At 57.8% G+C, this 26,377-nt stretch carries 29 protein-coding genes; 14 read left to right on the top strand and 15 right to left on the bottom strand.

The window, feature by feature from the left end:
• Window positions 1-9 precede the first annotated feature (9 nt).
• The 3 genes from AC13DD_RS13845 to AC13DD_RS13835 all read right to left on the bottom strand — a co-directional run bounded on the left by AC13DD_RS13845 (window position 10) and on the right by AC13DD_RS13835 (window position 1,601).
• Window positions 10-474 (bottom strand): NUDIX hydrolase, encoded by a 465-nt coding sequence (locus AC13DD_RS13845; protein WP_041645280.1) that lies wholly within the window; start codon window positions 472-474, stop codon window positions 10-12.
• Window positions 471-1,103, bottom strand: coding sequence for a pseudouridine synthase (locus tag AC13DD_RS13840; RefSeq protein ID WP_041645279.1), 633 nt, complete (start codon window positions 1,101-1,103; stop codon window positions 471-473). Before AC13DD_RS13840 ends, AC13DD_RS13845 begins: the two co-directional genes overlap by 4 nt.
• A gap of 186 nt (window positions 1,104-1,289) precedes the next feature.
• Window positions 1,290-1,601: a cold shock domain-containing protein gene (locus AC13DD_RS13835; RefSeq protein ID WP_014577425.1), complete on the bottom strand. Its 312-nt coding sequence runs from the start codon at window positions 1,599-1,601 to the stop codon at window positions 1,290-1,292.
• Between the two features lie 306 nt (window positions 1,602-1,907).
• Between AC13DD_RS13835 and clpS the strand changes: the two genes are divergently transcribed.
• On the top strand, window positions 1,908-2,267 hold the full coding sequence (gene clpS / locus AC13DD_RS13830; RefSeq protein ID WP_008169202.1) for an ATP-dependent Clp protease adapter ClpS: 360 nt from the start codon (window positions 1,908-1,910) through the stop codon (window positions 2,265-2,267).
• An 18-nt stretch (window positions 2,268-2,285) separates the two neighbouring features.
• Window positions 2,286-4,556: an ATP-dependent Clp protease ATP-binding subunit ClpA gene (clpA, locus tag AC13DD_RS13825; RefSeq protein WP_053112223.1), complete on the top strand. Its 2,271-nt coding sequence runs from the start codon at window positions 2,286-2,288 to the stop codon at window positions 4,554-4,556.
• Between the two features lie 106 nt (window positions 4,557-4,662).
• On the opposite strand, the gene infA is transcribed toward clpA, so the two are convergent.
• The 9 genes from infA to AC13DD_RS13780 all read right to left on the bottom strand — a co-directional run bounded on the left by infA (window position 4,663) and on the right by AC13DD_RS13780 (window position 11,664).
• Window positions 4,663-4,881, bottom strand: coding sequence for a translation initiation factor IF-1 (gene infA / locus AC13DD_RS13820; RefSeq protein ID WP_008169200.1), 219 nt, complete (start codon window positions 4,879-4,881; stop codon window positions 4,663-4,665).
• An 80-nt stretch (window positions 4,882-4,961) separates the two neighbouring features.
• The gene (locus AC13DD_RS13815; RefSeq protein ID WP_008169199.1) at window positions 4,962-5,675 is read right to left on the bottom strand and encodes an arginyltransferase; all 714 of its coding nucleotides are present in this window, start codon (window positions 5,673-5,675) and stop codon (window positions 4,962-4,964) included.
• On the bottom strand, window positions 5,676-6,389 hold the full coding sequence (gene aat / locus AC13DD_RS13810) for a leucyl/phenylalanyl-tRNA--protein transferase (RefSeq protein ID WP_014577421.1): 714 nt from the start codon (window positions 6,387-6,389) through the stop codon (window positions 5,676-5,678).
• A gap of 200 nt (window positions 6,390-6,589) precedes the next feature.
• On the bottom strand, window positions 6,590-7,543 hold the full coding sequence (gene trxB, locus AC13DD_RS13805; RefSeq protein ID WP_104270080.1) for a thioredoxin-disulfide reductase: 954 nt from the start codon (window positions 7,541-7,543) through the stop codon (window positions 6,590-6,592).
• A 142-nt stretch (window positions 7,544-7,685) separates the two neighbouring features.
• Window positions 7,686-8,597 carry an AAA family ATPase gene (locus tag AC13DD_RS13800; protein WP_482931291.1) on the bottom strand — a complete coding sequence of 304 codons (912 nt, stop codon included), beginning with the start codon at window positions 8,595-8,597 and terminating at the stop codon, window positions 7,686-7,688.
• A 7-nt stretch (window positions 8,598-8,604) separates the two neighbouring features.
• Window positions 8,605-9,528: a carbon-nitrogen hydrolase gene (locus AC13DD_RS13795; protein ID WP_008169193.1), complete on the bottom strand. Its 924-nt coding sequence runs from the start codon at window positions 9,526-9,528 to the stop codon at window positions 8,605-8,607.
• Window positions 9,528-10,577, bottom strand: a complete 1,050-nt coding sequence (locus tag AC13DD_RS13790; protein WP_482931290.1) for an agmatine deiminase family protein — start codon at window positions 10,575-10,577, stop codon at window positions 9,528-9,530. The genes AC13DD_RS13795 and AC13DD_RS13790 overlap by 1 nt, the downstream gene beginning before the upstream one ends.
• 101 nt (window positions 10,578-10,678) lie before the next feature.
• Window positions 10,679-10,981 carry a hypothetical protein gene (locus tag AC13DD_RS13785; protein ID WP_008169190.1) on the bottom strand — a complete coding sequence of 101 codons (303 nt, stop codon included), beginning with the start codon at window positions 10,979-10,981 and terminating at the stop codon, window positions 10,679-10,681.
• A 95-nt stretch (window positions 10,982-11,076) separates the two neighbouring features.
• Entirely contained in the window at window positions 11,077-11,664 is a 588-nt protein-coding gene (locus AC13DD_RS13780) for a PilZ domain-containing protein (protein WP_008169189.1), read from the bottom strand.
• A 123-nt stretch (window positions 11,665-11,787) separates the two neighbouring features.
• Here AC13DD_RS13780 and AC13DD_RS13775 point away from each other — a divergent pair, with 123 nt between their 5' ends.
• Both AC13DD_RS13775 and AC13DD_RS13770 read left to right on the top strand, forming a co-directional pair.
• On the top strand, window positions 11,788-13,029 hold the full coding sequence (locus tag AC13DD_RS13775; protein WP_008169188.1) for a lipoprotein-releasing ABC transporter permease subunit: 1,242 nt from the start codon (window positions 11,788-11,790) through the stop codon (window positions 13,027-13,029).
• Window positions 13,030-13,042: 13 nt separating this feature from the next.
• The gene (locus AC13DD_RS13770) at window positions 13,043-13,732 is read left to right on the top strand and encodes an ABC transporter ATP-binding protein (protein WP_014577413.1); all 690 of its coding nucleotides are present in this window, start codon (window positions 13,043-13,045) and stop codon (window positions 13,730-13,732) included.
• On the opposite strand, the gene AC13DD_RS13765 is transcribed toward AC13DD_RS13770, so the two are convergent.
• Window positions 13,720-14,265, bottom strand: a complete 546-nt coding sequence (locus AC13DD_RS13765; protein ID WP_008169186.1) for a DUF2062 domain-containing protein — start codon at window positions 14,263-14,265, stop codon at window positions 13,720-13,722. The two genes, AC13DD_RS13770 and AC13DD_RS13765, sit on opposite strands and share 13 nt — an antisense overlap.
• An 81-nt stretch (window positions 14,266-14,346) precedes the next feature.
• Between AC13DD_RS13765 and AC13DD_RS13760 the strand changes: the two genes are divergently transcribed.
• The 9 genes from AC13DD_RS13760 to murB all read left to right on the top strand — a co-directional run bounded on the left by AC13DD_RS13760 (window position 14,347) and on the right by murB (window position 23,271).
• Window positions 14,347-16,779 carry a DNA internalization-related competence protein ComEC/Rec2 gene (locus AC13DD_RS13760; protein ID WP_482931289.1) on the top strand — a complete coding sequence of 811 codons (2,433 nt, stop codon included), beginning with the start codon at window positions 14,347-14,349 and terminating at the stop codon, window positions 16,777-16,779.
• A gap of 72 nt (window positions 16,780-16,851) precedes the next feature.
• Window positions 16,852-17,478, top strand: a complete 627-nt coding sequence (locus AC13DD_RS13755) for a MotA/TolQ/ExbB proton channel family protein (RefSeq protein WP_008169179.1) — start codon at window positions 16,852-16,854, stop codon at window positions 17,476-17,478.
• Window positions 17,479-17,483: 5 nt separating this feature from the next.
• Complete coding sequence (locus tag AC13DD_RS13750) at window positions 17,484-17,909, top strand: ExbD/TolR family protein (protein WP_008169176.1); 426 nt, start codon at window positions 17,484-17,486, stop codon at window positions 17,907-17,909.
• On the top strand, window positions 17,906-19,684 hold the full coding sequence (gene msbA / locus AC13DD_RS13745; RefSeq protein WP_482931288.1) for a lipid A export permease/ATP-binding protein MsbA: 1,779 nt from the start codon (window positions 17,906-17,908) through the stop codon (window positions 19,682-19,684). Before AC13DD_RS13750 ends, msbA begins: the two co-directional genes overlap by 4 nt.
• Window positions 19,681-20,727, top strand: coding sequence for a tetraacyldisaccharide 4'-kinase (gene lpxK, locus AC13DD_RS13740; RefSeq protein WP_482931287.1), 1,047 nt, complete (start codon window positions 19,681-19,683; stop codon window positions 20,725-20,727). The genes msbA and lpxK overlap by 4 nt, the downstream gene beginning before the upstream one ends.
• Window positions 20,728-20,746: 19 nt before the next feature.
• Window positions 20,747-20,935, top strand: a complete 189-nt coding sequence (locus AC13DD_RS13735) for a Trm112 family protein (protein WP_008169170.1) — start codon at window positions 20,747-20,749, stop codon at window positions 20,933-20,935.
• Window positions 20,936-20,961: 26 nt separating this feature from the next.
• Complete coding sequence (gene kdsB, locus AC13DD_RS13730) at window positions 20,962-21,756, top strand: 3-deoxy-manno-octulosonate cytidylyltransferase (RefSeq protein ID WP_482931286.1); 795 nt, start codon at window positions 20,962-20,964, stop codon at window positions 21,754-21,756.
• Window positions 21,749-22,228, top strand: coding sequence for a low molecular weight protein-tyrosine-phosphatase (locus AC13DD_RS13725; RefSeq protein WP_053112211.1), 480 nt, complete (start codon window positions 21,749-21,751; stop codon window positions 22,226-22,228). The genes kdsB and AC13DD_RS13725 overlap by 8 nt, the downstream gene beginning before the upstream one ends.
• Window positions 22,225-23,271: a UDP-N-acetylmuramate dehydrogenase gene (gene murB / locus AC13DD_RS13720; protein ID WP_482931285.1), complete on the top strand. Its 1,047-nt coding sequence runs from the start codon at window positions 22,225-22,227 to the stop codon at window positions 23,269-23,271. The genes AC13DD_RS13725 and murB overlap by 4 nt, the downstream gene beginning before the upstream one ends.
• Window positions 23,272-23,326: 55 nt before the next feature.
• On the opposite strand, the gene AC13DD_RS13715 is transcribed toward murB, so the two are convergent.
• On the bottom strand, window positions 23,327-25,060 hold the full coding sequence (locus AC13DD_RS13715) for a proline--tRNA ligase (RefSeq protein ID WP_482931284.1): 1,734 nt from the start codon (window positions 25,058-25,060) through the stop codon (window positions 23,327-23,329).
• Window positions 25,061-25,187: 127 nt separating this feature from the next.
• Between AC13DD_RS13715 and AC13DD_RS13710 the strand changes: the two genes are divergently transcribed.
• Window positions 25,188-25,802, top strand: coding sequence for a TetR/AcrR family transcriptional regulator (locus AC13DD_RS13710; RefSeq protein WP_482931319.1), 615 nt, complete (start codon window positions 25,188-25,190; stop codon window positions 25,800-25,802).
• 1 nt (window position 25,803) lies between these two features.
• Here the strand turns inward: AC13DD_RS13710 and AC13DD_RS13705 are convergent, their stop codons facing one another.
• A complete protein-coding gene (locus AC13DD_RS13705; protein ID WP_008169158.1) occupies window positions 25,804-26,301 on the bottom strand; it encodes an Lrp/AsnC family transcriptional regulator in 498 nt (165 codons plus the stop codon).
• Window positions 26,302-26,377 lie beyond the last annotated feature (76 nt).

Here is a 26,377-nt window from a genome sequence, read left to right as displayed (position 1 = left end):
GCGAGTTTATCATCTTTCCGAGGGTGGCGTCTGCGCGTCCACCACCACGTCCAGCGGGTATCGCCGGCCGTTTCGGTAATCTTCTATGCACTGGATGACCAGCGGACTGCGCAGTTTGTCCCCCAGCGCGCGGATTTCATCCAGGGTGAGCCAGTGGGCGGCGATGATGCCATCGTCCAGCTGTTCAGTAACCCGGTCGCCAGCCCGCGCAGCGTAGCAGAAACGATAGTAGGTAACGCCGTTGGCCGGAGCCTTGTAGGTGTAAATGCCAAGGAAGTGTATGGGCTCTATGTTCCAGCCTGTCTCTTCAAGGGTTTCCCGTCGAACGGCATCCAGAATGGCTTCATCTTCTTCGATATGGCCAGCCGGCTGGTTGAAAACAACCTTGCCGCCGCTGATCTCTTCAACCATCAGGTAACGGCCGGCTTCATCCTCGACTATGACGGCCACGGTAGCATGGGGTGTCCAGGTCATGATTTCCGGTTTCTCCTGGTTCGGGCGCCAGCGGCGTTGCCGCGGCGGGTTGGTTTTGGTGAAGCGGGTAAATTGACGGTGACCGTTCGATGGGCTCCGGATTCGAGGCCGTCAAGGGTCCAGTCACCAATCCGATACCGGATCAGGCGAAGTGTCGGAAACCCGACGGCAGCGGTCATTCGACGTACCTGCCGGTTCTTGCCCTCGGTTATCGTCAGTTCAATCCAGCTCGTCGGAATGTTATCCCGATGACGCACCGGAGGCACTCTCGGCCAGACCGTCGGGGCAGGCATTCTGTCGGCTTTTGCCGGCCGGGTCAGACCATCCTTGAGCTGCACACCGCTAGCCAGGTGTCTCAGTGCTTCTTCAGAAATGTTTCCTTCTACCTGCACCCAGTAGGTCTTTGGCATCTTCAGTGATGGTGACGCTATGCGGTGTTGCAGGGAGCCTTCAGCGGTCAGAAGGAGCAGGCCCTCGGAATCGTAGTCCAGACGTCCGGCCGGATATATGCCCGGGATGTGCACGTAATCTGCCAGGGTAGCGCGAGGTGGTTTACTTCCGGAAGCGCCATCGTCTGTGAATTGGCTCAGAACATGAAAGGGTTTATTGAAAAGCACGAGTTCGGCCATGCGCAGGTCTTTCCCGGATATCCGCTGTCTTTGAGCAGTGCAGCGTACTGCAAACAGGAAGGCTGGCAAAGTAGGGCGGGCGCCACCGCCCAGGGGGACCTGTCACCCGACGTTTTTTGAAGGACAAAAAAAGAGACCCCCACCAGCAGACGACCGGTGGGTGTGATTTTGCGTTACCAGAACAGGTCAGGCGTTGACTGCACGGGGCGGATAGCCGTCCCTGCCTGATTCCTGCTGGCCGGATTGTCCGGCAGAGTCGCTGCTGGCGTCAGTTTGCGCCTTGCTGGCAGGCAGCTCGTCGGGAACTATGTTGACTGCGTGAATGCCCTTGTCGCTGGGCTTTTTGTCGAAGGTTACGGCCTGGCCGGCTTTTAAGGTCTTGTAGCCGTCCATTTGCACCGAAGAGAAGTGCGCAAACAGGTCGTCACTGCAGCCATCCTCGATGATGAATCCGTACCCTTTGGCATTGTTGAACCACTTGACCTTGCCTCTTGGCATGATGAACTCCCCTGTTCTTTTGCTGTCTCTATTTTTGTTAATTCTCTGTGTGCCTATCGGCGCCGTCGCACAGTCGGTCCGAATCCTGTTACACAAACCTTGCATGGATTTACATTATTTTACATTGCAACTTAACTTTCGGCCAATCATTGCGGTGAGTCAATAGTTTCTATGCCTGGAATGTGTGGTTGAACGCAGTCTGGAAGCGGTATCATGTTCGTATTGATAAATATCTCATGCCCCGCTTGAAAACCCCGGGGCGGACATCCACATTTAACAAGGGCACCGATAAACCGGTAAGGAATGATGCGGACTATCGAAAATTCTCTACTAGTATTCAATCAGGGGGAGGACGAACAACCGGGGCGACAGGATGACCTCAGCGTTGCTCCCGAGAAGCCCGCTCTCAAGCGCCCGGCGCGATACAGGGTGGTGCTTCTGAACGATGATTACACGCCCATGGATTTTGTGGTCGATGTGTTGATGAAGTTCTTCGGAATGAATGAGGAAAAGGCGACGCAGGTGATGCTGCTCGTCCATACACAGGGAAAAGCTGTATGCGGGGTATATACCCGGGACATCGCGGAAACAAAGGCGGCACAGGTGAACCAGTATTCTTCGGAATGCGAACATCCGCTCCTTTGCGAGATTGAACGTGCGGACTGATAGACGTTGGGGTGGCCCATGCTGAGCAAAGATCTAGAAATTACGCTGAATACGGCCTTCAAGAATGCCCGGGACAAGCGTCATGAGTTCATGACTGTGGAGCATTTGTTGCTGGCCCTACTGGATAATGAATCGGCAGTGGGCGTCCTGAAAGCCTGTGGTGCAGACCTCAAGCGGCTTCAGGAAGAGCTTGTCGAATTCGTGGACTCCACCACACCTTTGATTCCGAGCAGCGACAGTGAGCGCGAGACCCAGCCAACACTGGGGTTCCAGCGAGTCCTGCAAAGGGCTGTGTTCCATGTGCAGTCCTCGGGCAAGAAAGAGGTAACCGGCGCCAATGTGCTGGTGGCCATCTTCAGTGAACAGGAAAGCCAGGCGGTGTATGTGCTCAAGAAACAGAGCATCGCCCGCATTGATGTGGTCAACTTTGTTTCCCACGGCATTTCCAGGGTTCAGGGCGCAGAAGATCAGGAAAGTCACGATCAGGCGTCCCACGAGGAGGCTGGCGAGGAAGGCGGACAATCCAAGCCGCTTGAAAGCTACGCCACCAACCTGAACGAGCAGGCCCGTCAGGGCCGCATTGATCCGCTGATCGGCCGTGAACACGAAGTCGAGCGGGTGGTGCAGATCCTTGTACGCCGCCGGAAGAACAATCCGCTTCTGGTCGGCGAGGCCGGGGTTGGCAAAACCGCCATCGCAGAGGGGCTCGCCAAGCGTATCGTCGACGGACAGGTCCCCGATATTATTTCCGATGCGGTGGTCTACTCGCTGGATCTGGGTGCCCTGCTGGCCGGAACCAAGTACCGCGGCGATTTCGAAAAGCGTCTGAAAGGTCTGCTTGCCGAACTCAAGAAAGAAAACCACGCGATCCTGTTCATCGACGAGATCCACACCATCATCGGAGCGGGCTCTGCCTCCGGCGGCGTGATGGATGCGTCGAATCTGTTGAAGCCCATGCTCAGTTCGGGTGAAATCCGGTGCATTGGCTCAACGACGTTCCAGGAGTTCCGGGGTATTTTCGAGAAAGACAGCGCCCTGGCGCGCCGTTTCCAGAAAATCGATGTGAACGAGCCCAGTGTTGAGGACACCTACCAGATCCTGAAGGGCCTCAAGCCGAATTTTGAAAAGCACCACGATCTCAAATACACCGACAAGGCGCTTCGGGTGGCTGCAGAGCTGTCCGACCGTTACATCACCGATCGGCACTTGCCGGACAAGGCGATTGACGTCATTGACGAGGCGGGCGCGCGCCAGCGGCTGCAGCCGGAAGGCAAGCGAAAGAAGACCGTTGATGTCACCGAGATCGAGGATGTGGTTGCAAATATTGCCCGTATCCCACCGAAGAACGTGTCTACCAGCGACAAGGATCTGCTGCGGAATCTGGAGCGGGATCTGAAGATGACGGTCTTTGGTCAGGATCCGGCCATCGAATCGCTGTCCACTGCTATCAAGCTGGCTCGCGCCGGGCTCAAGGCCCCCGAGAAGCCTGAGGGTGCCTTCCTCTTCGCAGGGCCGACCGGTGTCGGTAAAACCGAGGTTACCAAGCAGTTGGCGAAGGTTCTGGGTATCGAACTGGTACGCTTTGATATGTCGGAGTATATGGAGCGGCACACCGTATCACGGCTGATCGGTGCGCCTCCCGGCTACGTTGGGTACGATCAGGGCGGCCTGTTGACCGAGTCGGTAAACAAGCATCCGCACTGTGTCCTGCTGCTGGACGAGATCGAGAAGGCTCATCCGGAAGTGTTCAACCTCCTGTTGCAGGTCATGGATCACGGCACGCTGACGGATAACAACGGCCGCAAGGCAGATTTCCGCCACGTGATTCTGGTAATGACCACCAATGCCGGTGCCGAGAGCATGGCTCGTCGCTCTATTGGCTTCAGCGAGCAGGATCACAGCACCGACGGCATGGAAATTATCAGCAAGACCTTCACGCCGGAATTCCGCAATCGCCTGGACGGTATCATCCAGTTCGGCGACCTGCAGATCGATACCATCACCCACGTGGTGGACAAGTTCCTCACCGAGCTGCAGGCGCAGTTGGACGAGAAGCATGTTGTTCTGCATGTGGATGACGAGGCGAAGGCCTGGCTGGCCGAGAAGGGCTATGACGTCACCATGGGCGCCCGCCCGATGTCCCGCCTGATCCAGGACAAGATCAAGCGGCCGCTGGCCGAGCAGATCCTGTTCGGGCGCCTTTCAGAGAAAGGCGGGGATGTCTTCATCCACCTGCGGGATGACGAGCTGGTATTCGAGTACGAGGACGAGCCTGCAGAGGCGGTCTGAGGCAGGCTCGATTAAAGAAAAACCGCTGTCCGGGTAACCGGCAGCGGTTTTTTTGTGCCCTGACGAAAAAAAGCCCCCGAAGGGGCTTTCAGATGTCATGGGAGCATCAACGGGCGCGATATACGATCCGGCCCTTGCTCAGGTCATAGGGAGTCAGCTCAACCTTGACCTTGTCACCTGTCAGGATGCGGATGTAGTTCTTGCGCATCTTTCCGGAGATATGGGCTGTCACAACATGACCGTTGCTCAGCTCAACGCGGAACATGGTGTTTGGAAGGGTATCGATAATAACGCCTTCCATTTCAATGGCATCTGATTTCGGCATTCAGTAGAAACCTCGTTTGAATATGCTTCTGGTGATTCTAAATTGCGCAATTCTGCCTGATTTATCGGCGTTTGGCAAAGTTAGCCTGCGTCCAGTTCACGCCAGTGCCCGTCTCTCAGTGCTTCGATGGGTCGGAAGCGTGTTTTGTAATTCATTTTTCGGCACTGCTTGATCCAGTAACCGAGGTACAGGTGAGGAAGCCCCCTGCGGCGGGCTTCCTCAATTTGCCAGAGGATTGCGAAGGTGCCGAGGCTGCGGTCCTCCAGATCAGGATCGAAAACTGTATAGATGGCCGAAAGGCCATCGTCCAGAAGATCGACTGCTGCCAGCCCTACCAGCCGTTCGCCCTGGTGGATTTCCAGAAACCAGGAATCGGTTGCGCCTTCTACCAGAAACGAGGTGAACTGTTCCCTGGTCGGCGGGTACATGTCTCCGTCCTTGTGCCTTTGTTCGATGTAATTGGCGTAGAGCTGGTAATACCTTTCCGCAAAGGTGGCGGGCACCATGGTGCACTGCAAATCCTTGTTTTTCCGGAGAACACGCCGCTGGCTTCTGTCCGGCTTGAAATCATCAACTTTCAACCGAACCGGTATGCAGGCATTGCACTGCTCACAGTGAGGGCGGTAGTAGTGGGATCCGCTGCGGCGAAAGCCGAGAGCCGTGAGTTGGCTGTAAAGCTTTTTGTCGATATGAGCCCGCGGATCCACAAACATGGTGGTGGCCTCGCGGTCTGGCAGGTAGCTGCAATCGTGCGGTGGTGTCGCGAAGAACACCAGGGTTCTGAGATTGCTCATTCACTCCTCCGGCCCGGGCCAACGCCATCGGAAGGTCCAGTCGGTCTGATCCGGTTTCTGATCGATGCTCATCCTGAGTATAGATAAAAACTCTTCCCGTGGAATAGTCCGTGCGCCCATGGTAAGCAGATGCCGGCTCTCTACCTGGCAATCCATGATCCGGTAGCCCCAGAGCTGTAACTGGTGCGCCAGGTGAACCATGAGAACTTTGGACGCGTTGGTTTCCAGAGAAAACATGGATTCACCGAAGAAACACCTGCCAATGGCCAGTCCGTACATGCCACCGGCCAATTCACCACGCTGGTTCCAGATTTCGATGGAGTGGGCGACGCCCATGCGATGCAGCTCTGAGTAGCTGGCAATCATTTCCTCGGTAATCCAGGTACCTTCGGCACGGGTTGAGGCGCAAAGGCGGATGATTCGTCCGAAGTGTCTGTCTGCGGTTACCTGGAAGCGTTGTTGGTTCAGGGTCCGGCGCAGGCTCCGTGAAACGTGGATTTCGTTCGGAAAAAGGACACACCGCGGATTCGGTGACCACCACAAAATGGGCTGGTCGTCGCTGTACCAGGGGAAGATGCCGTTCCGGTAGGCCAGTATGAGTCGCTCGGTGGAAAGGTCGCCGCCGAGGGCAAGAAGGCCGTCCGGGTCGTCCAGGGCTTCGTTGGCGGGGGGGAACCAGAGTTGGTCCGGGTCTAGCCAGGGTAGTGAGGTCATCCTTCTCCGGCAATTACTGCAATGTTTCGGTTCTATTTTACAGAGTACCGGCCGGTGGGAGCCGCCTTCTGAAACACGCTGTGAATACGTCCTTGTACGCTTGGCTCCGCCATCCATGGCTCCGCACAGTTTCAGAAGGCGGCTCCCACCGACCTTCGCAAACTTTTGAGTTCGCGTTCCTTTTCTTTACTCAAGCATAATCAGTCTTGCTGATCCAGAAACTTTTCCGCATCCAGGGCGGCCATGCAACCGAAGCCGGCGGAGGTGACGGCCTGGCGGTAGACGTGGTCGGCTACGTCGCCGGCGGCGAATACGCCGGGAATGCTGCTCTGGGTGGCCATGCCTTCGAGGCCGGAGCGGATGCGGATGTAGCCGTTTTCCATGTCCAGCTGGCCCTGGAACAGGTCGGTGTTGGGCTTGTGGCCGATGGCGATGAATACGCCAGCCAGGTCCATTTCCCGGGTGGAGTCGTCTTTGGTGCTTTTGATGCGCATACCGGTGACACCGGTGCCGTCGCCGAGGACTTCGTCGAGGGTGTGGTCCCAGACGATCTTGACGTTGCCGTTTTCGGCCTTTTCAAACAGTTTGTCCTGGAGGATCTTTTCGGCACGCAGGCTGTCGCGGCGGTGCACCAGGGTCACTTCGTCGGCAATGTTGGAGAGGTACAGAGCCTCTTCCACCGCGGTGTTACCGCCGCCAATAACGGCAACTTTCTGCTTCTTGTAGAAGAAGCCGTCGCAGGTGGCGCAGGCGGAGACGCCCTGGCCTTTGAATTTCTCTTCAGACTCGAGGCCGAGATACATGGCGGAGGCGCCGGTAGCAATGATCAGGGCGTCGCAGGTGTACTCGCCGCCATCGCCCTTGAGGCGGAATGGGCGGTTACGGAGGTCGGCTTCGTTGATGGTGTCGTAGACGATGCTGGTTTCGAAGCGTTCGGCGTGCTTGAGCATGCGCTGCATGAGCTCCGGGCCCTGAACGCCGTCGTTGTCGCCGGGCCAGTTGTCGACGTCGGTGGTGGTGGTGAGCTGGCCGCCGACTTCAATACCGGTAATCAGGGTCGGGTTCAGGTTGGCGCGGGCTGCGTAAACGGCAGCGGTGTAACCTGCGGGGCCGGAACCGAGGATGATCAGTCGGGAATGTTTGGTGTCGCTCATTGGGAATTCTCTCACTGAAAAAGCCGTACGTTGCCGGGCCCCGGTTTCAGGGCCAGACGCTTCGGGGAAAGGAGCAAAGGCTAACATGAAAGGCGCGGTCTGCCATTCGTTTTGGCCAATTCCGCTTATAAAACCTTGCTATTTACTCAAGCACAGAAACAGTTGCCAACAGCTGACGAACCCTTTCCGCGCTTTTGCCGGACTCGCCCTGTTCGAGACGGTGGGCCGCCACTGCAGGGAACACGGCCTGGATGTCGTCAGGCAGCACGTGATGACGCCCCTCCATCAGAGCCCACGCCTTGGCGGCCCGCACCAGTCCCAATCCCGCCCGGGGCGAAAGCCCGTAGAGAAGGCCGGGCATTCTCCGGCTCTGTTCCAGCAACCGTTGCACGTAATCCAGAAGAGCCGGGCTGGCGGTTATCCGGGTGACGCCTTCCTGCAGGGTTTTCAGGTCGGCCTGGGAGAGCAGGGTCGGCAGCTTTTCGATCATGGCACGACGGTCTTCGCCCTCCAGCAGCTCCCGCTCGGCCCGTGGGTCCGGATAGCCGAGGCGAAGACGCATAAGGAACCGGTCCAGTTGGGACTCGGGCAGGGGATAGGTGCCGCCCTGCTCAATGGGATTCTGCGTGGCAATCACGAAGAACGGATGGGGCAGTGGCCGGGTCTCGCCCTCGATGGACACTTGCCGTTCTTCCATGGCTTCGAGCAGAGCGCTCTGCGTTCGCGGTGATGCCCGGTTGATTTCATCAGCCAACACCACCTGGGCAAAGATCGGGCCGGGGTGGAATACCAGGCTGCCGGCCTGTTTGTCGTACATGGAGTAACCCAGCACATCCGCCGGAAGCAGGTCGTTGGTGAACTGGATGCGCTGGTACGTCAGCCCCATCACCTTGGCCAGGGCATGAGAAAGAGTGGTTTTGCCCATGCCGGGGATATCTTCGATCAGCAGGTGCCCCCGGGCCAGAAGCCCGCAGAGGGCAAGGCGTACCTGTTGGTCTTTGCCCAGGAGTATCTGGTTCAGTTCACTGACTACGGTATCGACCAGTCTTTTCATTCGGGGCTCAGTCTCTTACGCGTTTGAGGATGTCGCCGTAGGCGTCTATTCGGCGATCTCTCAAATACGGCCAGATACGGCGAACCGATTCACTGCGGTTGCGATCCAGGGTGACGGCAAGGATGCATTCGGAGCTGTCATCGCCCCGGGCCAGCAACTCACCCTGCGGGCCACAGATAAAACTGTTGCCCCAGAAACGGATGCCGTCGCTGTGCCCGGAGGGGTCGGGTTCGGTGCCTACCCGGTTCGGAGCCACGACTGGCAGGTTGTTGGCAACGGCATGGCCCCTTTGCACGGTGACCCAGGCGTCCAGTTGACGCGCCTGTTCATCGGGGTCATCCGTTACATCCCAGCCGATCGCAGTGGGGTAGATCAGGATCTCGGCGCCAGCCAGAGCCATCAGCCTTGCGGCCTCGGGGTACCACTGGTCCCAGCACACCAGCACGCCGAGCCTGCCGACAGACGTATCGATAGGCGTGAAACCGCTGCGGCCATCGTTGAACTGGGCGTCACCGGGCGTGAAGTAGAATTTTTCATAGAAACCCGGGTCGTCCGGAATGTGCATTTTCCGGTACAGCCCTGCCAGGGAGCCGTCTTTCTCAAATACAACCGCCGTGTTGTGGTACACGCCGTTCATACGACGTTCGAAAATGGATCCAACCAGCACAATACCCAGTTCCCGGGCCAGGTCAGACAGGCGCTTGCTGGTAGGGCCGGGAATCGGCTCTGCCAGCTCGAAAACAGACGTTTCCTCGGTCTGGCAAAAATATAAGGTGGCGTGAAGTTCCTGGAGGATCACCAGGTTGGCGCCACTGGCTACGGCCTCACGAACCAGTTTCTCGGTAGTGGCGAGGCTGGCGGCCTTGTCGCTGCTACAGGCCTGCTGGATGGCGGCAACATTGATTTGGCTTTTGCGCAACTCACTGCTCATCAACTGACTACTCCGGCCGGAATTTGCATGGTTACACAGTGAAGGCTGCCATGCTGACGAATCAAGGGCCGGCAATTGATCAGCACTATTGCTCTTGTCGGAAAGATCTCTTTCATGACAGCAATGGCGTCCTGATCCTGATCAACGCCGTAAACGGGAAGCAAAACCGCTTCGTTGATGATCAGGAAGTTGGCATAGGTGGCCGGAAGACGCTCACCATCCTCATCATGAATGGCATCAGGCCAGGGCAGAGGCGTCAGCTTGTAGGGGGCGCCGTCGGCCTGGCGGAACTCCTGAAGTTCCTCCTCCATGGCCGCCAACGCGCTGTAGTGTTCATCCGCCACATCTGGGCAACTCACGTAGCAGATGTGATCCGGGGCGCAAAATCGGGCGAGGGTATCGATGTGGCTGTCGGTGTCATCCCCGGCAAGATAGCCGTGGTTGAGCCAGAGAATCCGCCGGATTCCCAGCACCTCGGAAAGCAGCTGTTCAATCGCCGTGCGATCCATGGCCGGATTTCGGGTGGGCGTCAGCAGGCACTCGGATGTGGTCAGCAGGGTGCCTTCACCATCCGATTCAAATGAACCCCCTTCCAGCACAAAACCGACCTGCTGCATCCTGGTTGTGCCGAAGACGCCAGCATTGAAAAGGTGATTATTTAACGCATCGTCCTTTTCCCAGGGGAACTTTCCGCCCCAGGCGTTGAACCTGAAATCCAGCAGTGTCGGCCCTTCATCGGTAAGAATGGTGATGGGTCCATGGTCGCGGGCCCAGGTGTCATTCGCCGGTGCCGGAACCGATCTCACGCGTCCCGGAAAGCCATTGTCCTCGGCGTACCGATTGAGGTCCCGTTCTAGCTCCTGAAGGCGGACAACGTGTTCGCAACTGATGACAAGGTGTTCGTGTGGGAGTACGGCTTTCGCGATGTCGAGGAACACCGGTTCAACTTCGTCGATCAGGCCTGCCCAGTCGGTTCCCGGGTGGGGCCAGGTCAGCATGATGGCACTCTGCGGCGCCCACTCTGCGGGCAACACTCGTTTGGTTGTCACTACGTCACCTTGAATCATAAAAGACGCCATTCTAACCAACGATTGGTTGAACGTCAGGACATGGGAAGGGAATTTCCAGCCTGGAAAGGCCCCTCGGGCCTTCAGCGATTCGGCTTGAGAACGGTATGGATAACCCGGTCGCCTTCGAAATACACGATAAAGCCCTGATAGTGCCACTGAGTAATCGGTGGCTGGCCCACGGGACCTTCAATTTCCACGGGTGCACCCCAGGAAGCGCGCACTGATGACTGGCTCATGCCAGAGCCGGGGAAGCTGGCCTGGTCGCGATCGGCCTGGGTGCCAACTGGCACGCGGACTTCTTCAGCTACCGCGGACATCATCGGGAAAAGGGCCAGTGTGGCAGTCACTGCCAGTGCGCCGAACAGGGTAGTTTGCTTTCTCATTGATGGGTCTCCATGAAAACTGATGTCCTCGGGAGGACATGGATAAAGCGTAATATCCGAAAAAGATTAGCAAAAGTCACTCGTTTTTCCCCAGTCTACTCCTTTTGACGCTGTCGAATCTGCCACCGCATCACATGTCGTGCGATTTGCTGGCGATCGCTGTCCTCAATCCGGGCGAATTCGGTGTGGACCCTTGCTCCGCCTGACGAATCGGGGTGTACCTCAATAACTCGGGCAACTGCGCGGGGCTGGAAAAGTTCGGGTGGGAGGGTCATTCGAACAGCGAGCCGGTCTCCCGGCTGCCAGGCAGGGGTGCTGCTAAAGAACGACAGCCCACCCTCGCTCAGGGTTACTTCCTGCCAGTCCTCAGGTTGCAACGGATTTTGCTCAAAGGCCATAATGCGCGCAAGCGTGTCCAGCTTGCCGTTCAGGGATTTGATCAGTCCGGTAAGCAGCCGGTCTTTGTCGGCAAGGCTGGCAAGCTGGGATTTAACGTCCTGATCCAGCCGCCTGAATTCAGCTTTCAGGCTCTCAAGATGGTCGCCGTCGAAGGCATCTTCTTCCATTGCGGTGCCAGGCGCCAGCTTGCGGATCTCCAGGCCGATCCGGTCTTCAATGCGGAAAAAGTCCCGCCGTTCGGGTGAATAGTCCACCGGTTCGTTGGGGATGTCGGACGACTGCATCGCGGCTCCGGAAGGCTGATTTTTTATTTGGTACAGAACAGTTTAGCAGTTTCCCGTCGTGCTGGAAGGTACCCGGGAAAACCAGACCACGACAGACCGGAAGGTAGCAATAGGCACCTCTCAATGTTCAGACCCTTATCATTCTATATTGGCTTGCGTTACACGGCCGCCAAACGCCGCAATCACTTCATTTCCTTTATTTCCCTGACCTCCATAATCGGGCTGATGCTGGGAGTTGCGGTTCTGATCATCGTGCTCTCGGTCATGAACGGTTTCGATCGGGAGCTTAAGCAGAGAATTCTCGGGATGGTGCCCCACGCTACCATTCAGGGCGCCGGGCCGCTCGACGACTGGCAATCAATCGACGCGAAGATGCAGCAGCACCCCCGCGTGCTGGCTGCTGCGCCTTTCATACAGGGGCAGGGTATGGTTACCGGCGGTGGAAATGTTCGCGGGGTCGTGCTTAACGGCATTCTCCCGGAGGAGGAACGAACGGTCTCCATCATTGAAAACCACATGGTCGAAGGCAGTCTCAACGATCTGGTTTCTGGTGAATTCGGCATCATCATCGGTCGGTTGATGGCGGCCAGCCTGCGTCTTCAGATCGGTGACAAGGTAACCGTGGTCCTGCCGGAAGCCTCGGTTACGCCGGCCGGGGTCCTGCCCAGGCTCAAAAGGTTCACGGTCAAAGGCATCTTCAGTGTCGGGGCAGAACTGGATGGCAATTACACCCTGATTCACATGGATGATGCCGCCAAGCTCATGCGGACCGGGGGCAAAGCCGAGGGTATTCGCCTGCTGGTGGATGACCTTTTTGCCGCTCCCAGGGTGTCGCAGCAGGCTGCTGAGTCGCTGGGCGGCCGGTATTACGTATCCGACTGGACCCGAACCCACGGCAACCTGTTCCAGGCCATCCGCATGGAGAAAACCATGATCGGCCTGCTGCTGATGTTTATCGTGGCTGTCGCTGCATTCAATATCGTGTCCACGTTGGTGATGGTGGTTACCGATAAAACCGGTGACATCGCCATCCTCAGGACCATGGGGGCAACACCGGGACGCATCATGCGGATCTTCATTGTTCAGGGGGCGGTCATCGGTATCTTCGGAACCATTGTTGGCACGGCGCTGGGCGTTTTCGGAGCGCTCAACATCAGTGCCTTTATTTCCTGGCTGGAGGGAGCGCTCGGCCACCAGTTCCTGAGCGCGGACGTTTACTTCATCAGCTATCTGCCTTCCCAGCTGCAATGGCAGGACGTGTTTATCATCAGTGGCGCCGGCCTCGCCATGAGTCTGTTGGCAACGATTTATCCGGCCTGGCGGGCTTCCAGGGTGGATCCGGCGGAGGCGCTTCGTTATGAGTAAGGAACAATCCGCAATGGCACACTCTGCCCTGGTAATAGACTGCCGTCAGGTGACCCGGACCTATAACGAGGGTCTCGGCAAGCTCACCATTTTTTCGGATATCTCGCTCGAAGTCGCACAGGGGGAGACGGTTGCCATTGTGGGCAGCAGTGGTGCCGGAAAAACCACGTTGCTCAACTTGTTGGGCGGGCTCGACAAGCCATCTTCCGGCCAGATTTCCATTTGTGGCGAAGACATTCACCGGCTTTCCGAGGGACGGCGCGCCCGGTTCCGGAATGCCCATCTCGGGTTTGTCTATCAGTTCCATCACCTGTTGCCGGAGTTCACCGCTCTGGAAAACGTGATGATGCCTTGTGCGTTGGGCGGTATGGCGGTATCCAGGTCGAGGGACAAGGCGGCCAGCCTGCTGCAGCGGGTTGGGCTTGCCGAACGGCTGGATCACAAACCCGGCGAGCTGTCCGGTGGCGAACGCCAGCGGGTGGCCATTGCCCGGGCACTGGTCAACGAACCGGACTGTGTTCTGATGGACGAACCGACGGGCAACCTGGATGAACATACCGGAGAAGGGGTGCAGGCGCTGATCGAGTCATTGAGGGATCAGCTGGGTATTGCCTTTGTCATGGTCACCCATGACATGAAAATGGCCAGAAGCCTGGGGCGTGTTATGCGGCTTGAGCAGGGTCGCCTGATTCAGGAAGCCTGATCAGCCTCACGACGGCGTCTGAGTCGTGCGGTGCGTCGCACCTGCCAGTCAGAGCGAATTTTCCGGCGCCATAGATACTGGATAATCAGGTAGGCCACGCAAGCGGAAACCGTTGCGACCACCAGGGACCCGAGATAGAGGGGAATGCCGATATCCAGCAGCCGCTCGCTGATCCAGGACCACGAGAGCTCAAAATCAAAACTGAGTACAGGCCGATCCAGAGCCCAGGCGCCAATCTTGTAGTTGAAATAGAACATCGGCGGCATGGTTACAGGGTTGCTGATCCATACCAGGACCACTGAAAGCGGCAGGTTGGCATTGAACCAGATGGCAAAAAAGGCCGCCGCGAGCATCTGGAAGGGCATGGGAATAAAGCAGAACCAGATGCCGACGAGAAAGGCCCGCGCAACACTATGACGGTTGATGTGCCACAGGTTCGGTTCATGAAGGATATCGCCCAGAAAGCTCAGCGACTGCATCGCTTGCACCTTCTCTGGTGAGGGCAGATAGCGTTTCATGAACTTCTTTGGCATTGGAAGTTCTGCCTTTAGACGGAGTTAGTAGACCGGCTCATCGGATGTTGCCGGTGTTTGTGACATACAGGAGGACAAGGATTGTCCGGAAGTATCAACAGACCGGTGGGCCCTTCGGGCGACTCCGGTTCCGCAGCGCTGGGCGTTATCGCCTTCTCTTGTGGCGTTATCTTACTGTATTGGTTGTCGATACTGCCACCTCCCACGTGGTTGATAGCCGCGATACCACTGCTGGCCTTCGGCCGGATCTGCGTTTCCCCGACCTTTGCCAGCTCCGCATTCGTATCTGCTCTTGGCCTCATGGTCGGACTCTCCTGGGCCTCGTGGCATGCCAGTGACCGGCTTTCAACGGTTCTGCCGGCAAGCCTGGAACGCGAGCGTCTCTCTGTCTCGGGATACGTATGTGATATTCCTTCGCCCGGTAGCTTCAACAGTTTACGTTTCAGTTTCTGTGTCACCCAGTGGCACAACCTTCCCATCCCGACCCGAGAGGAAGCAAGGATGCCGGACCTGCTCAGGTTGTCCTGGTACGGTCACGGAATGGAGCGGCTCCCGGGCCAACGTTTGCGGCTGGAAGTTGTGCTCAAGCGCCCCCACGGCTCCCTGAACCCCGCGGGCTTTCGCTACGAGGACTGGCTGTTTCGCAAGGGCTACCGGGCCACGGGCAGCATTCGTAGCGTGAAGGTTGACCGGGATGTCGGGTGTTTCGTCCATTGCCAGTACCGGAAGCTGCATCGTTTGCTTCACCAATGGACCATCGAGCAATTTGGCGGTGCCCGTCATTTTCCGCTGGTTTCTTCGTTGCTCATAGGTCATCGCGGCCACATGGAACAGAAGCACTGGGATGTGCTCAAGGCGACCGGCACCATTCACCTGGTTGCCATATCGGGCCTGCACCTGGGTCTGATCGCCCTGGGGGCAGGGTTTCTGTGCCGGCGACTGTTGCTGACTGTTCCGGCACAAATAGTCAGCGATAGCTCAAGGCGTTGGTTTGCCTTCCTGGCGGTTATCCTCTGCTGTCTGGTTTATGCCCTGGCGGCGGGATTTACCGTTCCAACCCAGAGGGCTCTGGTGATGGTTGTGGCCGGTGGGTGGCTGGTACTGATGAGTCGTCAGGCCCCGGTCTGGAACGTTTTCCTGGCCGCGTTGGCTGCCGTTCTTGTGCTGGACCCTTTCGCGCCCCTGGACCAGGGATTCTGGCTTTCGTTCGCTGCGGTTGCCACCCTGATCACTGTATTCTCGTCGCGACTGGCTGGAACCGGGTGGCTGAGAGGACTCGTCCTGGCCCAGCTCGCGGTTTTTGGCGGATTATGGCCAATCCTCGAAATACTGGGGCAGGGTCAGCCCCTGGTAGGTTTATTGGCCAACCTGGTCGCAATTCCCTGGGTATCCCTTGTGGTTATGCCAGTGCTTGTCGCGGGTGGGTTGCTTGCCGCCGTAGTCCCAGGCACCGCCCAGCTGTTCCTGCCAATATTCGATCTAACCCTCGGTGTTCTGTGGCAATGGCTCATGTGGCTTGCGCAGTGGCAGGCGCCGGACATCCGGGCTGGTGTCCCGGAGCTGTTTGGCTGGGCGTTGCTGAGCGTCGCGGTATTGTGTATGCCGTTCGCCATGTTCCGGCTTGTGGCGGTCCTTTCTGCGGTGTTGTGGCTGGTGTATCCGGCTCCTTCTTCCGAAAGGAATTCGTACGTGGCAGTGCCAGTTGTAAGGGTATGGGATGTTGGGCAGGGTCTTTCAGTTCTGGTCCGACACGGGCGCGAGGTTCTTGTCTACGATACCGGTCCCGCCGTGCCCGGCGTGTTTTCGGCCGTCGAATCCACGCTTGTGCCCAATCTGGCGGCTGAAGGAATCAAGCGAATTGACACCCTCGTGATCAGCCACGCCGACAGCGATCATGCCGGTGGCATCTCGGAGCTTTCCCGGAACGTCAGTGTCGGCCGTGTGATTGCTGGTGAGCCTGCGCCGGTCAGACAGCAGGTTGGCGAACTGCCTGTGCAAGCCTGCAAACAGGCTGAAGAAAGGCTGGGAGGATTGGTCCTCGAGTTCTGGCAGGGTGAAGGCGCTCAAGAGGGCAACGACGCTTCCTGTGTGTTGCGTATCTACCACCCTGACTCCGGAACTGAGTGGCTCTTGCCGGGAGATATTACCGAACCCGTGGAGGCAGAGTATCTGGCTTATATAGCTGGCCGAGAGGACGTTCAGGTTCCTTCGACTCGCGTGCTCGTTGCGCCCCACCACGGGAGCAAAACCTCATCTTCCGAACCCTGGGTGCGCGTGCTGAGACCAGATCGGGTCATCTATACCGCTGGTTATCGCCACCGGTACGGTCATCCCCACCCGACGGTAACCGCACGTTACGCCGGGGTCGGAGCGGTGCCGCTGAACACAGCATGTTCAGGCAGCGTCGAGATGACCGTTGTCGATAAAAAGCTGGTATTAAAGGAAATGCGGCATGGCTCGTCGTTCTGGATCGGTGGTTCGGGGCTTGCCCGTGACCAATGTAAAATACCGTGACATTGCAGGTGTGGCCTCCACGGGTAGCTATGCTAAAGTAGCGCGGCTTGCAAACAATCAGGGAGACCAAGCGTGTTCGAGCTGTTGAAAGCCGGTGGCATTCTGATGGTGCCAATTGTTGCCTGCTCCATTCTGGCGCTGGCCATCATTCTGGAGCGTTTCTGGACCCTTCGCGCCTCCAGGGTCGCGCCCCCCCAGACCATCAATGAGTTATGGCGCTGGATCAAGAAGAAAGAACTCAATGGCCGGAAACTGAAAGCCCTGCAGGGGTCATCACCCCTGGGCCGGATTCTTGCCGGTGGCCTGCTTAACGCCAAGCATGGCCGCGAAATCATGAAAGAGAGCATCGAGCACGAGGCAAGCCAGGTCATCCATGATCTGGAGCGTTTCCTTAACCCGCTGGGTACCGTTGCGACGATCACCCCTCTGCTGGGACTGCTTGGTACCGTCATTGGCATGATCAAGGTATTTGCCGAGATCCAATTGGCCGGGGTTGGCAACGCCGGCAACCTCGCCGGTGGTATTTCTGAAGCGCTTATTACTACGGCCGCTGGCCTGAGCGTCGCCATCCCGGCACTTATCTGCCACCGCTACTTTATCCGGAGAGTGGATGAGCTGGTCGTCGGCATGGAGCAGGAAGCGATCAAGCTGGTTGAGGTAGTGCACGGAGACCGCGAAATCGACGTGGAAGGAGCCTGAACGCCGTGAAGTTCAAGCGCCAGAGGAGCCAGGAAGTCGGGGTAGACCTGACGCCACTGATCGACGTGGTGTTTCTGTTGCTGATTTTCTTTATGGTTTCCACGACCTTTACCCGCGAGAGCCATCTGCAGGTTGAATTGCCTGAGGCCAGTGGCGAGCCTGCGCCGGCATCCGAAGTGCAGCAGATCGACGTGGTGATCAATGCCGAGGGGCAGTACATCCTGAACGACCGCACATTGGTCAATAATCGGCGGGAAACCCTTGAGCGGGGTGTCCGTGAACTGGCTGAAGGCAATAACTCGCTTCCGTTCATCATTACCGCTGACGCCCGCACACCCCATGAATTTGTGGTGCGTGCCATGGACGTTGCCGGCCGTCTCGGATTTGCCAAGCTCAGCATTACTACCGAGCGGGAGGCTGATAGCCAGTGAAGGTGTCCGAGCCTATACCAGACCCTGCGGCCGGCCTGCCGGCGGGCAGTTGGGATACCTACAAGCGCCTTCTCGCTTATGTAAAGCCGTTCCTGCTGGCCTTCTCCCTTGCAGTACTCGGCAACATTATCTATGCCGCTGCATCGACTGGTATGGCGGCAGCCATGGAATACGTCATTGCGGCGATCGAGAATCCGACCGAGCAGAATCGTCTGATGCTGACGCTGGTTATCGTTGGCGTCTTCGCATTCCGTGGGCTGGGCACCTTCCTGAGCCAGTACTTCATCAGCTATGTCGGGCGTCAGGTCATCAATGCGCTTCGTAACGATGTGTTTGATCGACTGATGACACTGCCTTCCCGCTATTTCGATGACAACGCGGCGGGACGGCTGGTGTCCAAGCTTACCTTTAACGTCGAGCAGGTGGCGGAGGCGACGACCAACGCCGTGACCATCACGCTCCGTGAAGGTCTGACCATCGTCGGTCTGCTGGGTTACATGTTCTACACCAACTGGAAACTCACGCTGATTTTCCTGGCGGTGGGGCCGCTCATTGCCGCGGTTGTAAGCTATGCCAGCAAACGCTTCCGCAAGATCAGTCAGCGGATCCAGGGCTCGATGGGCGATATAACCCATGTGGCCTCTGAATCGATTACCGGCTATCGCGTTGTTCGCACCTTTGGTGGTGAGGATTATGAACGTGTTCGTTTTCAAGAGGTTAACAATAGAAACCTCAAGCAAAGTTTGAAGATGGCATCCACTCAGGCGATCAGTGTTCCGGTGATTCAGGTACTGGTGGCCATCGCCATTGCCGGATTGGTCTGGATGATGCTGGCGCCTGAAATTCGCGGTGAGATGACCACGGGTCAGCTGGTAGCATTCATTACGGCAGCGACGACCATGGCCAAGCCCATCCGTCAGGTTACCTCTGTTCACGCCAAGATCCAGAAGGGCGTTGCAGCCGCTTACGATGTGTTCGAAACAATCGACGAATCGCCGGAACAGGATCCGGGTACGTATTCGCCGGATCGCGTTGAGGGCGACATCGAGTTTGATGAGGTGGCCTTTCGGTACCGGGATCAGCTCGATAATGTTCTGGAAGGTATCTCCTTTAGCATTCCTGCCGGTCAGAGTGTGGCACTTGTCGGTCGTTCAGGGAGCGGAAAGTCCACCCTGGTGAGTCTCATTCCAAGATTCTATGAATACACCGGCGGTGACATTCGTATCGATGGGCATTCGCTAAAGGAGTTTTCCCTGAAAGGGCTTCGGTCCCAGATTGCACTCGTGAACCAGAATGTAGTGCTTTTTAACGATAGTATCGCGGCCAACATAGCTTATGGCTCTCTCCGGAACTGCACGCGCGAAGAAATCCGCGAGGCTGCCGCCAAGGCTCATGCGCTGGAATTTATTGATCGTATGCCCGAAGGCCTGGACACCATGATCGGTGACAATGGAGTCATGCTTTCCGGTGGGCAGCGACAGCGGCTCGCCATCGCCCGGGCGCTGCTCAAGAACGCCCCGATTCTGATCCTTGATGAGGCGACATCGGCGCTGGATACGGAATCTGAGCGTCACATCCAGGAAGCGCTGGAAACGGTTATGCAGGGCCGTACCACTCTGGTCATTGCGCATCGTCTTTCCACCATCGAGAAAGCAGACCGAATTCTGGTGATGGACAACGGCCGGATCGCCGAATCCGGTCGACATGACGAACTCCTTGCCGCTGGCGGCGCTTACGCTCAATTGCACCAGATGCAGTTCAGCGAGCAGTCATGAGCGCGGTGCAATCTGCCATGAGTTCGCTGGTTGAGCGTCTCTGGTATGGAAGGAAGCGCCCTCTGGCTTTTCTGGCACCGCTGTCTTGGCTGTACCGGAGCATCGCGGAAGCCCGCCGTCGGGCCGCCTGGGATGCGAGAGATGCGTCGCTCCCGGTTCCGGTCATTGTGGTTGGCAACATCACTGCCGGTGGAACCGGCAAATCGCCGCTCACCGCCTGGCTGGTTTCCGCACTGGCATCCGATGGCTGGCGGCCGGTTATTCTCAGCAGGGGTTATGGTGGCGATGCTGTCCAGTACCCGCTGGAAGTTGCGGCGGAGACCAGTCCTTCCGAAGCCGGTGACGAGCCTGTCATGCTGGCGCTGAGCACCGGGTGCCCGGTTGTTGTTGATCCGCGCCGCCGACGGGGCGCCGATTACGCTCTTGAGAAAAACCTGGGTGATGTGCTGATTTGTGACGACGGCCTTCAACACTACAAGTTGCCCAGAGACCTGGAGCTGTCGGTATTTGATGGGCAAAGGGGCATCGGTAACGGCGCCTTGATCCCCGTTGGCCCGCTTCGGGAGCCGGTTTCGCGACTGGCTTCTGTGGACTTTGTTATTGTAAATGGCAAAGAGCTTTCAGAGCAGGCCATGGAAAGCTTTGTTGGCATTGACCACCCTGCGATATTTTCCATGATTCTTGAGCCTGCAACCCTTGTTCACCTGAAAACAGGGGAGTCGAGAGCCGTTGGCGATCTCAGGGGCAAGGCCGTGAGAGCTGTGGCCGGGATCGGAAACCCGGCCCGGTTTTTCGATACACTCAGAACCCTTGGCGCCGATGTTACCGAAGCGGCCTTTCCGGATCACCATCGTTTCCGTCCTGAGGATCTGAACAGTGATACCGATGAGTTGATAGTCATGACCGCAAAAGACGCGGTGAAATGCCGGGAATTTGCACCCGATAATGCCTGGAGCCTCACCGTTGAGGCCAGATTGCCGGGGCCGTTCCGGGACGCGTTTCTGGCCCGGGTTCGCCAATGTTCCGAGCCGTTAACTTCCTGATATCAAGTGAGTAAGCAACATGGATAAAAAACTGTTGGCGCTGTTGGCCTGTCCGGTGTGTAAGGGCGATCTGAAACTCAACGAGGACAGAACCGAGCTGGTCTGTTACCAGGACGCCATGGCGTTCCCGATCCGCGAGGGGATTCCTGTGATGTTGGCTACCGAGGCCCGGACGCTCTCTACTGATGAGCGTCTGCACAAGCGCTAAACCCAAGTCAGCCAGGTGGTTACTAAATGTCTTTTACCGTTGTGATTCCGGCCCGCTATGCGTCCAGCCGCCTTCCGGGCAAGCCTCTGGCAGACATTGCCGGCAAGCCGATGATCCAGCATGTCTGTGAGCGTGCCGCGGAAAGCCGTGCAGGCAGGGTCGTTGTCGCCACGGACGATGATCGGATCCGGACCGCATGCGAAGGCTTTGGTGCAGAAGTAGTGATGACATCACCCAATCACGCCAGCGGCACAGACCGCCTTGAGGAGGTTGCACGGGTGCTGGGTTTTGGGCCGGATCACCGGGTCGTTAACGTGCAGGGTGACGAGCCCCTGATCCCGCCCGAACTGATCAATCAGGTGGCCGACAATCTGGAATTTTATCCTGAAGCCGCCATTGCCACACTGTGTGAGCGGATCCACGATCCGGAGCACGTGTTCAATCCCAATGTGGTCAAGGTGGTGTTCGATCACAGGGGGATCGCCCATTATTTCAGCCGTGCGCCGATCCCGTGGGCCCGGGACCAGTGGCAGGAGGGCACACCTCTGACGGGGCTAGACGCTGCCTTGCCGGATAATGTCGGATATTTCCGGCATATCGGCATCTATGGTTACCGTGCTTCCGTCCTGGCCGAGTTTGTCAGCTGGGCGCCTGCGCCGACCGAGGTAACCGAATCTCTGGAACAGTTGAGGGCGCTCTATAACGGTGCCCGTATTCACGTGGATGTGGCCGCGGTCAACCCGCCGGGCGGCGTTGATACCGATGCCGATTTGCATAGGGTCCGAGGCTGGCTGGAGAAGAGGAATAGCGAGAATGGCTGAACCGGTAAACGTTCTTTTCGTGTGCCTGGGCAACATCTGTCGATCGCCCAGTGCTGAAGGTGTGTTTCGCTCACTGGTGGAGCAGGCGGGCCTTGCAGAGCAGGTCCACATCGATTCCTGCGGCACCGGTGACTGGCACATTGGCAAGAGTCCTGACGCCCGCGCCCAGGAGGCTGCCCGGCGCCGGGGTATCGACATCAGTGGATTGCGAGCCCGCCAGTTCAGTCCGGAGGATCTGGACACCTTTGACTACGTGCTGGTGATGGATCGCCAGAACCTGGCGGACATCAAGGACGTATGGCATCAGAATGGCGGCACCCGGCCAGCCCTGTTTCTGGAGTTCGGTCAGTCGGCCCATCAGGAAGTGCCAGATCCCTATTACGGTGGTGACGCAGGTTTTGAAACCGTGCTTGACCTGATCCAGGAAGCCGGCGAGGGCCTGCTGGCGGACATCCGGGGGCGCCTGGCTTGAGTCAGCAGCCGGAAATTCGGGAAAACATAGAGCTGGAGGCGCTGAATACCCTGCACGTGCCGGCCAAAGCCCGTTTTTATGTCGAAGCTCACACCGCAGATGAGCTGGTCAGGTCCCTGGACTGGGCCTCATCGGAGGATCAGGAAGTCCTGATTCTGGGGGGCGGCAGTAACCTGGTGTTCGCGGGTGACTTCGCGGGGCTGGTGGTGCGTCTGGCGATTCGTGGCCGCCGTTGGGAGCACATTGAGGACCACAGGGCGACCCTGGTGCTTGGTGCGGGTGAAAACTGGCATGAGGCGGTCCTGTATGCTGCCCGGGCCGGTTATCGCGGTATCGAGAATCTGGCGCTTATCCCGGGCACGGCCGGAGCGGCGCCCGTCCAGAATATTGGTGCCTATGGTGTCGAGCTCGGCGATTGCCTGGAATCCGTCACTGCACTGGATCGCAATTCGGGTGAGCTGGTTGTTCTCAATAACGCCCAGTGCCGTTTTTCCTACCGCGACAGCCTGTTCAAACAGATGCCGGGTCGCTATGTGATCACCGAAATCCGTTTGGGCCTGTCCCGCTCACGTGCTCTGGTGCTCGGATATCGGGATCTCCGGGAGTACCTCGGTGATACAGCGGAAACCGCCCTCGACCCTTTGCATGTGGCAGAGGCCATAATGGCCATTCGCCGACGAAAGTTGCCGGACCCGGATATGATTCCGAACGCCGGAAGTTTCTTCAAGAACCCGGTGGTTGACGGAGAAACATTCGAGGCACTCAGCGAGCGGCACCCGGATATTGTCGCTTATCCTCAGGAGCAGGGGGTTAAATTGGCAGCGGCCTGGCTGATCGATCAGAGTGGCTGGAAAGGCTTCCGGAATGCCCGGGTGGGCGTGCATAACCGACAGGCGCTGGTTCTGATTAACCACTCGGGCGGCACAGGTGCCGACATACTGGAGCTCGCCAGAGAAGTTCGTCAGTCAGTGGTTGACCGGTTCGGTGTCACCCTGGAAATGGAGCCAGGGATTGTCGGTGGTTCGGGAAGGGAAAATCCCTGACGGCACTGCTTTATGCAAGTGCCGTCAGAGGCTTGTCCGCGCATGCGGACAGCGATCAGAGCCCTTTTCGGGGCGATGCGTTGACCAGGAATGGCAGCGCTTCAGCCACCGGTACATCCTGTTTTTCCGCATCCTTTCTGCCCTTGTACTCCAGGGTTCCGGCTGCCAGACCACGCTCGGAAACCACGAACCGGTGCGGGATACCAATCAATTCCATATCGGCAAACTTCACGCCCGGGCGCTCTTTGCGGTCGTCCAGAAGCACATCGTAACCGGCCTGGCGTAGCTGTTCATAAAGCTTTTCGCCGGCCTCGGCAACGGTCGGTGACTTATGGGCGTTCAGGGTAACAATGGCCACCTGGAAAGGCGCAATGGCATCGGGCCAGATGATGCCGTTTTCATCGTGGTTCTGTTCAATGGCTGCGGCAACAACCCGGGAAACACCCAGGCCGTAACAGCCCATGTCCATAATCACGGTTTTGCCGTTTTCATCGAGAACCGTGGCGTTCATGGCAGTGCTGTACTTGTTGCCAAGTTTGAAGATGTGGCCCACTTCAATGCCGCGCCGGATCTCCAGAGTGCCCTTGCCATCCGGGCTTGGGTCGCCCTCAACCACGTTGCGCAGGTCTTCCACCCGTTCAAGCGCAGCGTCTCTCTCCCAGTTCACGCCGGTAAGGTGGAAGCCTTCCCGGTTGGCGCCGCAGACAAAGTCAGCCAGATGCGCGGCACTGCGGTCCACAATGACGGGCAAGTTGAGGTTTACCGGTCCGATAGATCCGGGCTTGCAGCCGACAGCCTGTTCGATTTCCTCATCGGTGGCCATTGTCAGAGGCTCGGCAACGCCGGCCAGGTTTTCGGCCTTGATCTCGTTCAGGGTGTGATCGCCCCGCAGAACCAGTGCAACCAGCCCGGAGTTGCCGTCCTCGTCGGCTTCCGCCTTCACCAGCAGGGTTTTGACCGTGCGGGTGGCGTCAATGCCCAGCAACTGCGATACCGCCTCGATGGTTTTCTCATCCGGTGTGGCGACTTCCTTGAGTTCCTCGGCCGGGGCAGGGCGGGTGCCGCTCGGGGCTACTGCTTCTGCTTTCTCGATGTTGGCTGCGTAATCGCTCCCGGTGCTGAACACGATGTCATCTTCACCCGAAGATGCGAGCACATGGAACTCGTGGGATGCGCTGCCACCAATGGCGCCGGAGTCCGCCTGTACCGCACGGTAATCCAGGCCGAAACGGTCGAAAATGGCGCAGTAGGTGCGGTGCATCAATTCGTAGGTTTCGTTCAGGGACTCGGCGTTCAGATGGAAGGAATAAGCGTCCTTCATCAGGAATTCCCGGGCGCGCATCACGCCAAACCGGGGGCGACGCTCGTCCCGGAATTTGGTCTGGACCTGGTAGAAGTTGGCTGGCAACTCCTTGTAGCTGCTGATCTCATTCCGGATCAGGTCGGTAATGACCTCTTCGTGGGTCGGTCCGAAACAGAAATCACGGCCATGACGGTCTTTCATTCGCAGCAGTTCGCCGCCGTACTGGGTCCAGCGTCCGGATTCCTCCCAGAGTTCGGCCGGCTGGACCGCAGGCATCAACACTTCCTGAGCGCCACTCTTGTCCATTTCTTCGCGAACGATTCGCTCGACCTTGCGCAGGGTACGCAGGCCCATTGGCAACCAGGTGTATAGCCCGGCGGCCAGTTTGCGAATCATGCCGGCACGCAACATCAACTGATGACTGATGATCTCGGCGTCGGCGGGGGTCTCTTTCTGGGTGGCAATCAGGTAGCGGCTTGCTCGCATCGTGTCTTCCGTTTGTAATAAATCTGAAGTGTTAGACTAATGGACAGGCGGCGGTTGGCCCGCCGGAGCCTTTATTTGTCGTAAAGTGGCCATTATTGTACGGAGCCTGTTGCACAAGGTACAGATGATGACCGACGAATCTATTGATGTCGCCCCGCGGCGCCGGCCGGTTCAGGCCCGCAGCCGGGAGCGCGTCAACACCATCCTTCGCCATGCCGCCGCCATTTTTCATGAGACCGGTGTCGATGCTGCGAGCATGTCAGCCATTGCCCGACAATCGGGCATGTCGCTGGCTTCTCTCTACCGCTACTTTCCCAACAAGGCAGCCATCGTCCATGCCATTGCCGAACAGCACGTGGAGAAGATGGAGCTGGCTCTGCGGGAGCGGTTGCAGGAACTGAACCTCAGCGATGCGGTAGACGTTCTCATCGATCAGTTTTATGAGTTCTATCGCCACGAGCCCGCCTACTCGGCGATCTGGAGTGGTGTAGAGGCAATGCCTGAGCTGAGGGAGCTGGATCTGAGAGAGCTGTACACCAACGCCCGCGATCTGGACCGGAAACTCAAGGAGGAATGTCCACGGATTCCTGATGATCGGCGCTGGACAGCAAGCCTTTTGCTACCAAGGTCCGCCGGCACTGTCCTGCGGCTGGCGGTAACTCTGCCCGACGCCCAGGGTCGACAACTTGTGGAAGAACTCAAATGCATGGCAAGGGCTTACGTGCGCGAGCTTGTCGCCTGAATCAGGAAAGGTACCCCAATGGCAGGGCAGTACTGTCGATTACTCGGCGGAGTACGAAGCTGGAGTGCACGCCGCTGACGCCCTGAATGCGGGTAATGCGGTTCAGCAGGAAATGGTGGTAATGGTCCATGTCCGGTACCACCACCTTCAGCATGTAATCGGCGTCCTGGCCCGTAATCAGATAGCACTCCTGCACCTCCGGGTACTCTGCAACCTGCTCTTCAAACGCCGCAAAACGCTCGGGTGTATGCCGATCCATGCCAATCAGAATGATTGCCGTCAGAGAAAGGCCAAGTTTCTTGTGGTCCAGAATGGTGACGGTTCTGACGATGATACCGGCATCCTCCAGTGCCCGCACACGACGGAGACAGGGCGAAGGGGATAGCCCGACTTTCTCAGCCAGCTCCTGGTTGGTCAGGGAGCCATCCTGCTGGATCTGTTCGAGGATTCGGCGGTCCATCTTGTCAATTTTGGCGAGGGTTTTCTTGTTTTCGGTCATAAAATTCCAAGAATGGCGTTTATCAGGCAATTTATAGGTTAGAAAATACGCTTCCCCGCTCAAGTTCGCAATCAAA

This window comes from Marinobacter sp. L-13 (assembly GCF_056857715.1).
This window is presented reverse-complemented; position numbering and strand designations above follow the sequence as displayed.

Excerpts from the sequence above, each read along its gene's own strand:
- aat (WP_014577421.1), bottom strand. The coding sequence starts at position 6,389 with ATGACCTCACTACCCTGGCTAGACCCGGACCAACTCTGGTTCCCCCCC.
- AC13DD_RS13705 (WP_008169158.1), bottom strand. The coding sequence starts at position 26,301 with ATGACCGAAAACAAGAAAACCCTCGCCAAAATTGACAAGATGGACCGC.
- AC13DD_RS13770 (WP_014577413.1), top strand. The coding sequence starts at position 13,043 with ATGGCACACTCTGCCCTGGTAATAGACTGCCGTCAGGTGACCCGGACC.
- AC13DD_RS13795 (WP_008169193.1), bottom strand. The coding sequence starts at position 9,528 with ATGAGCAGTGAGTTGCGCAAAAGCCAAATCAATGTTGCCGCCATCCAG.
- lpxK (WP_482931287.1), top strand. The coding sequence starts at position 19,681 with ATGAGCGCGGTGCAATCTGCCATGAGTTCGCTGGTTGAGCGTCTCTGG.
- infA (WP_008169200.1), bottom strand. The coding sequence starts at position 4,881 with ATGCCGAAATCAGATGCCATTGAAATGGAAGGCGTTATTATCGATACC.
- AC13DD_RS13725 (WP_053112211.1), top strand. The coding sequence starts at position 21,749 with ATGGCTGAACCGGTAAACGTTCTTTTCGTGTGCCTGGGCAACATCTGT.
- AC13DD_RS13735 (WP_008169170.1), top strand. The coding sequence starts at position 20,747 with ATGGATAAAAAACTGTTGGCGCTGTTGGCCTGTCCGGTGTGTAAGGGC.
- trxB (WP_104270080.1), bottom strand. The coding sequence starts at position 7,543 with ATGAGCGACACCAAACATTCCCGACTGATCATCCTCGGTTCCGGCCCC.
- AC13DD_RS13780 (WP_008169189.1), bottom strand. The coding sequence starts at position 11,664 with ATGCAGTCGTCCGACATCCCCAACGAACCGGTGGACTATTCACCCGAA.
- AC13DD_RS13710 (WP_482931319.1), top strand. The coding sequence starts at position 25,188 with ATGACCGACGAATCTATTGATGTCGCCCCGCGGCGCCGGCCGGTTCAG.
- AC13DD_RS13765 (WP_008169186.1), bottom strand. The coding sequence starts at position 14,265 with ATGCCAAAGAAGTTCATGAAACGCTATCTGCCCTCACCAGAGAAGGTG.
- AC13DD_RS13715 (WP_482931284.1), bottom strand. The coding sequence starts at position 25,060 with ATGCGAGCAAGCCGCTACCTGATTGCCACCCAGAAAGAGACCCCCGCC.
- clpS (WP_008169202.1), top strand. The coding sequence starts at position 1,908 with ATGCGGACTATCGAAAATTCTCTACTAGTATTCAATCAGGGGGAGGAC.
- AC13DD_RS13800 (WP_482931291.1), bottom strand. The coding sequence starts at position 8,597 with ATGAAAAGACTGGTCGATACCGTAGTCAGTGAACTGAACCAGATACTC.
- clpA (WP_053112223.1), top strand. The coding sequence starts at position 2,286 with ATGCTGAGCAAAGATCTAGAAATTACGCTGAATACGGCCTTCAAGAAT.
- AC13DD_RS13775 (WP_008169188.1), top strand. The coding sequence starts at position 11,788 with ATGTTCAGACCCTTATCATTCTATATTGGCTTGCGTTACACGGCCGCC.
- AC13DD_RS13835 (WP_014577425.1), bottom strand. The coding sequence starts at position 1,601 with ATGCCAAGAGGCAAGGTCAAGTGGTTCAACAATGCCAAAGGGTACGGA.
- kdsB (WP_482931286.1), top strand. The coding sequence starts at position 20,962 with ATGTCTTTTACCGTTGTGATTCCGGCCCGCTATGCGTCCAGCCGCCTT.
- AC13DD_RS13845 (WP_041645280.1), bottom strand. The coding sequence starts at position 474 with ATGACCTGGACACCCCATGCTACCGTGGCCGTCATAGTCGAGGATGAA.
- AC13DD_RS13815 (WP_008169199.1), bottom strand. The coding sequence starts at position 5,675 with ATGAGCAATCTCAGAACCCTGGTGTTCTTCGCGACACCACCGCACGAT.
- AC13DD_RS13785 (WP_008169190.1), bottom strand. The coding sequence starts at position 10,981 with ATGAGAAAGCAAACTACCCTGTTCGGCGCACTGGCAGTGACTGCCACA.
- AC13DD_RS13840 (WP_041645279.1), bottom strand. The coding sequence starts at position 1,103 with ATGGCCGAACTCGTGCTTTTCAATAAACCCTTTCATGTTCTGAGCCAA.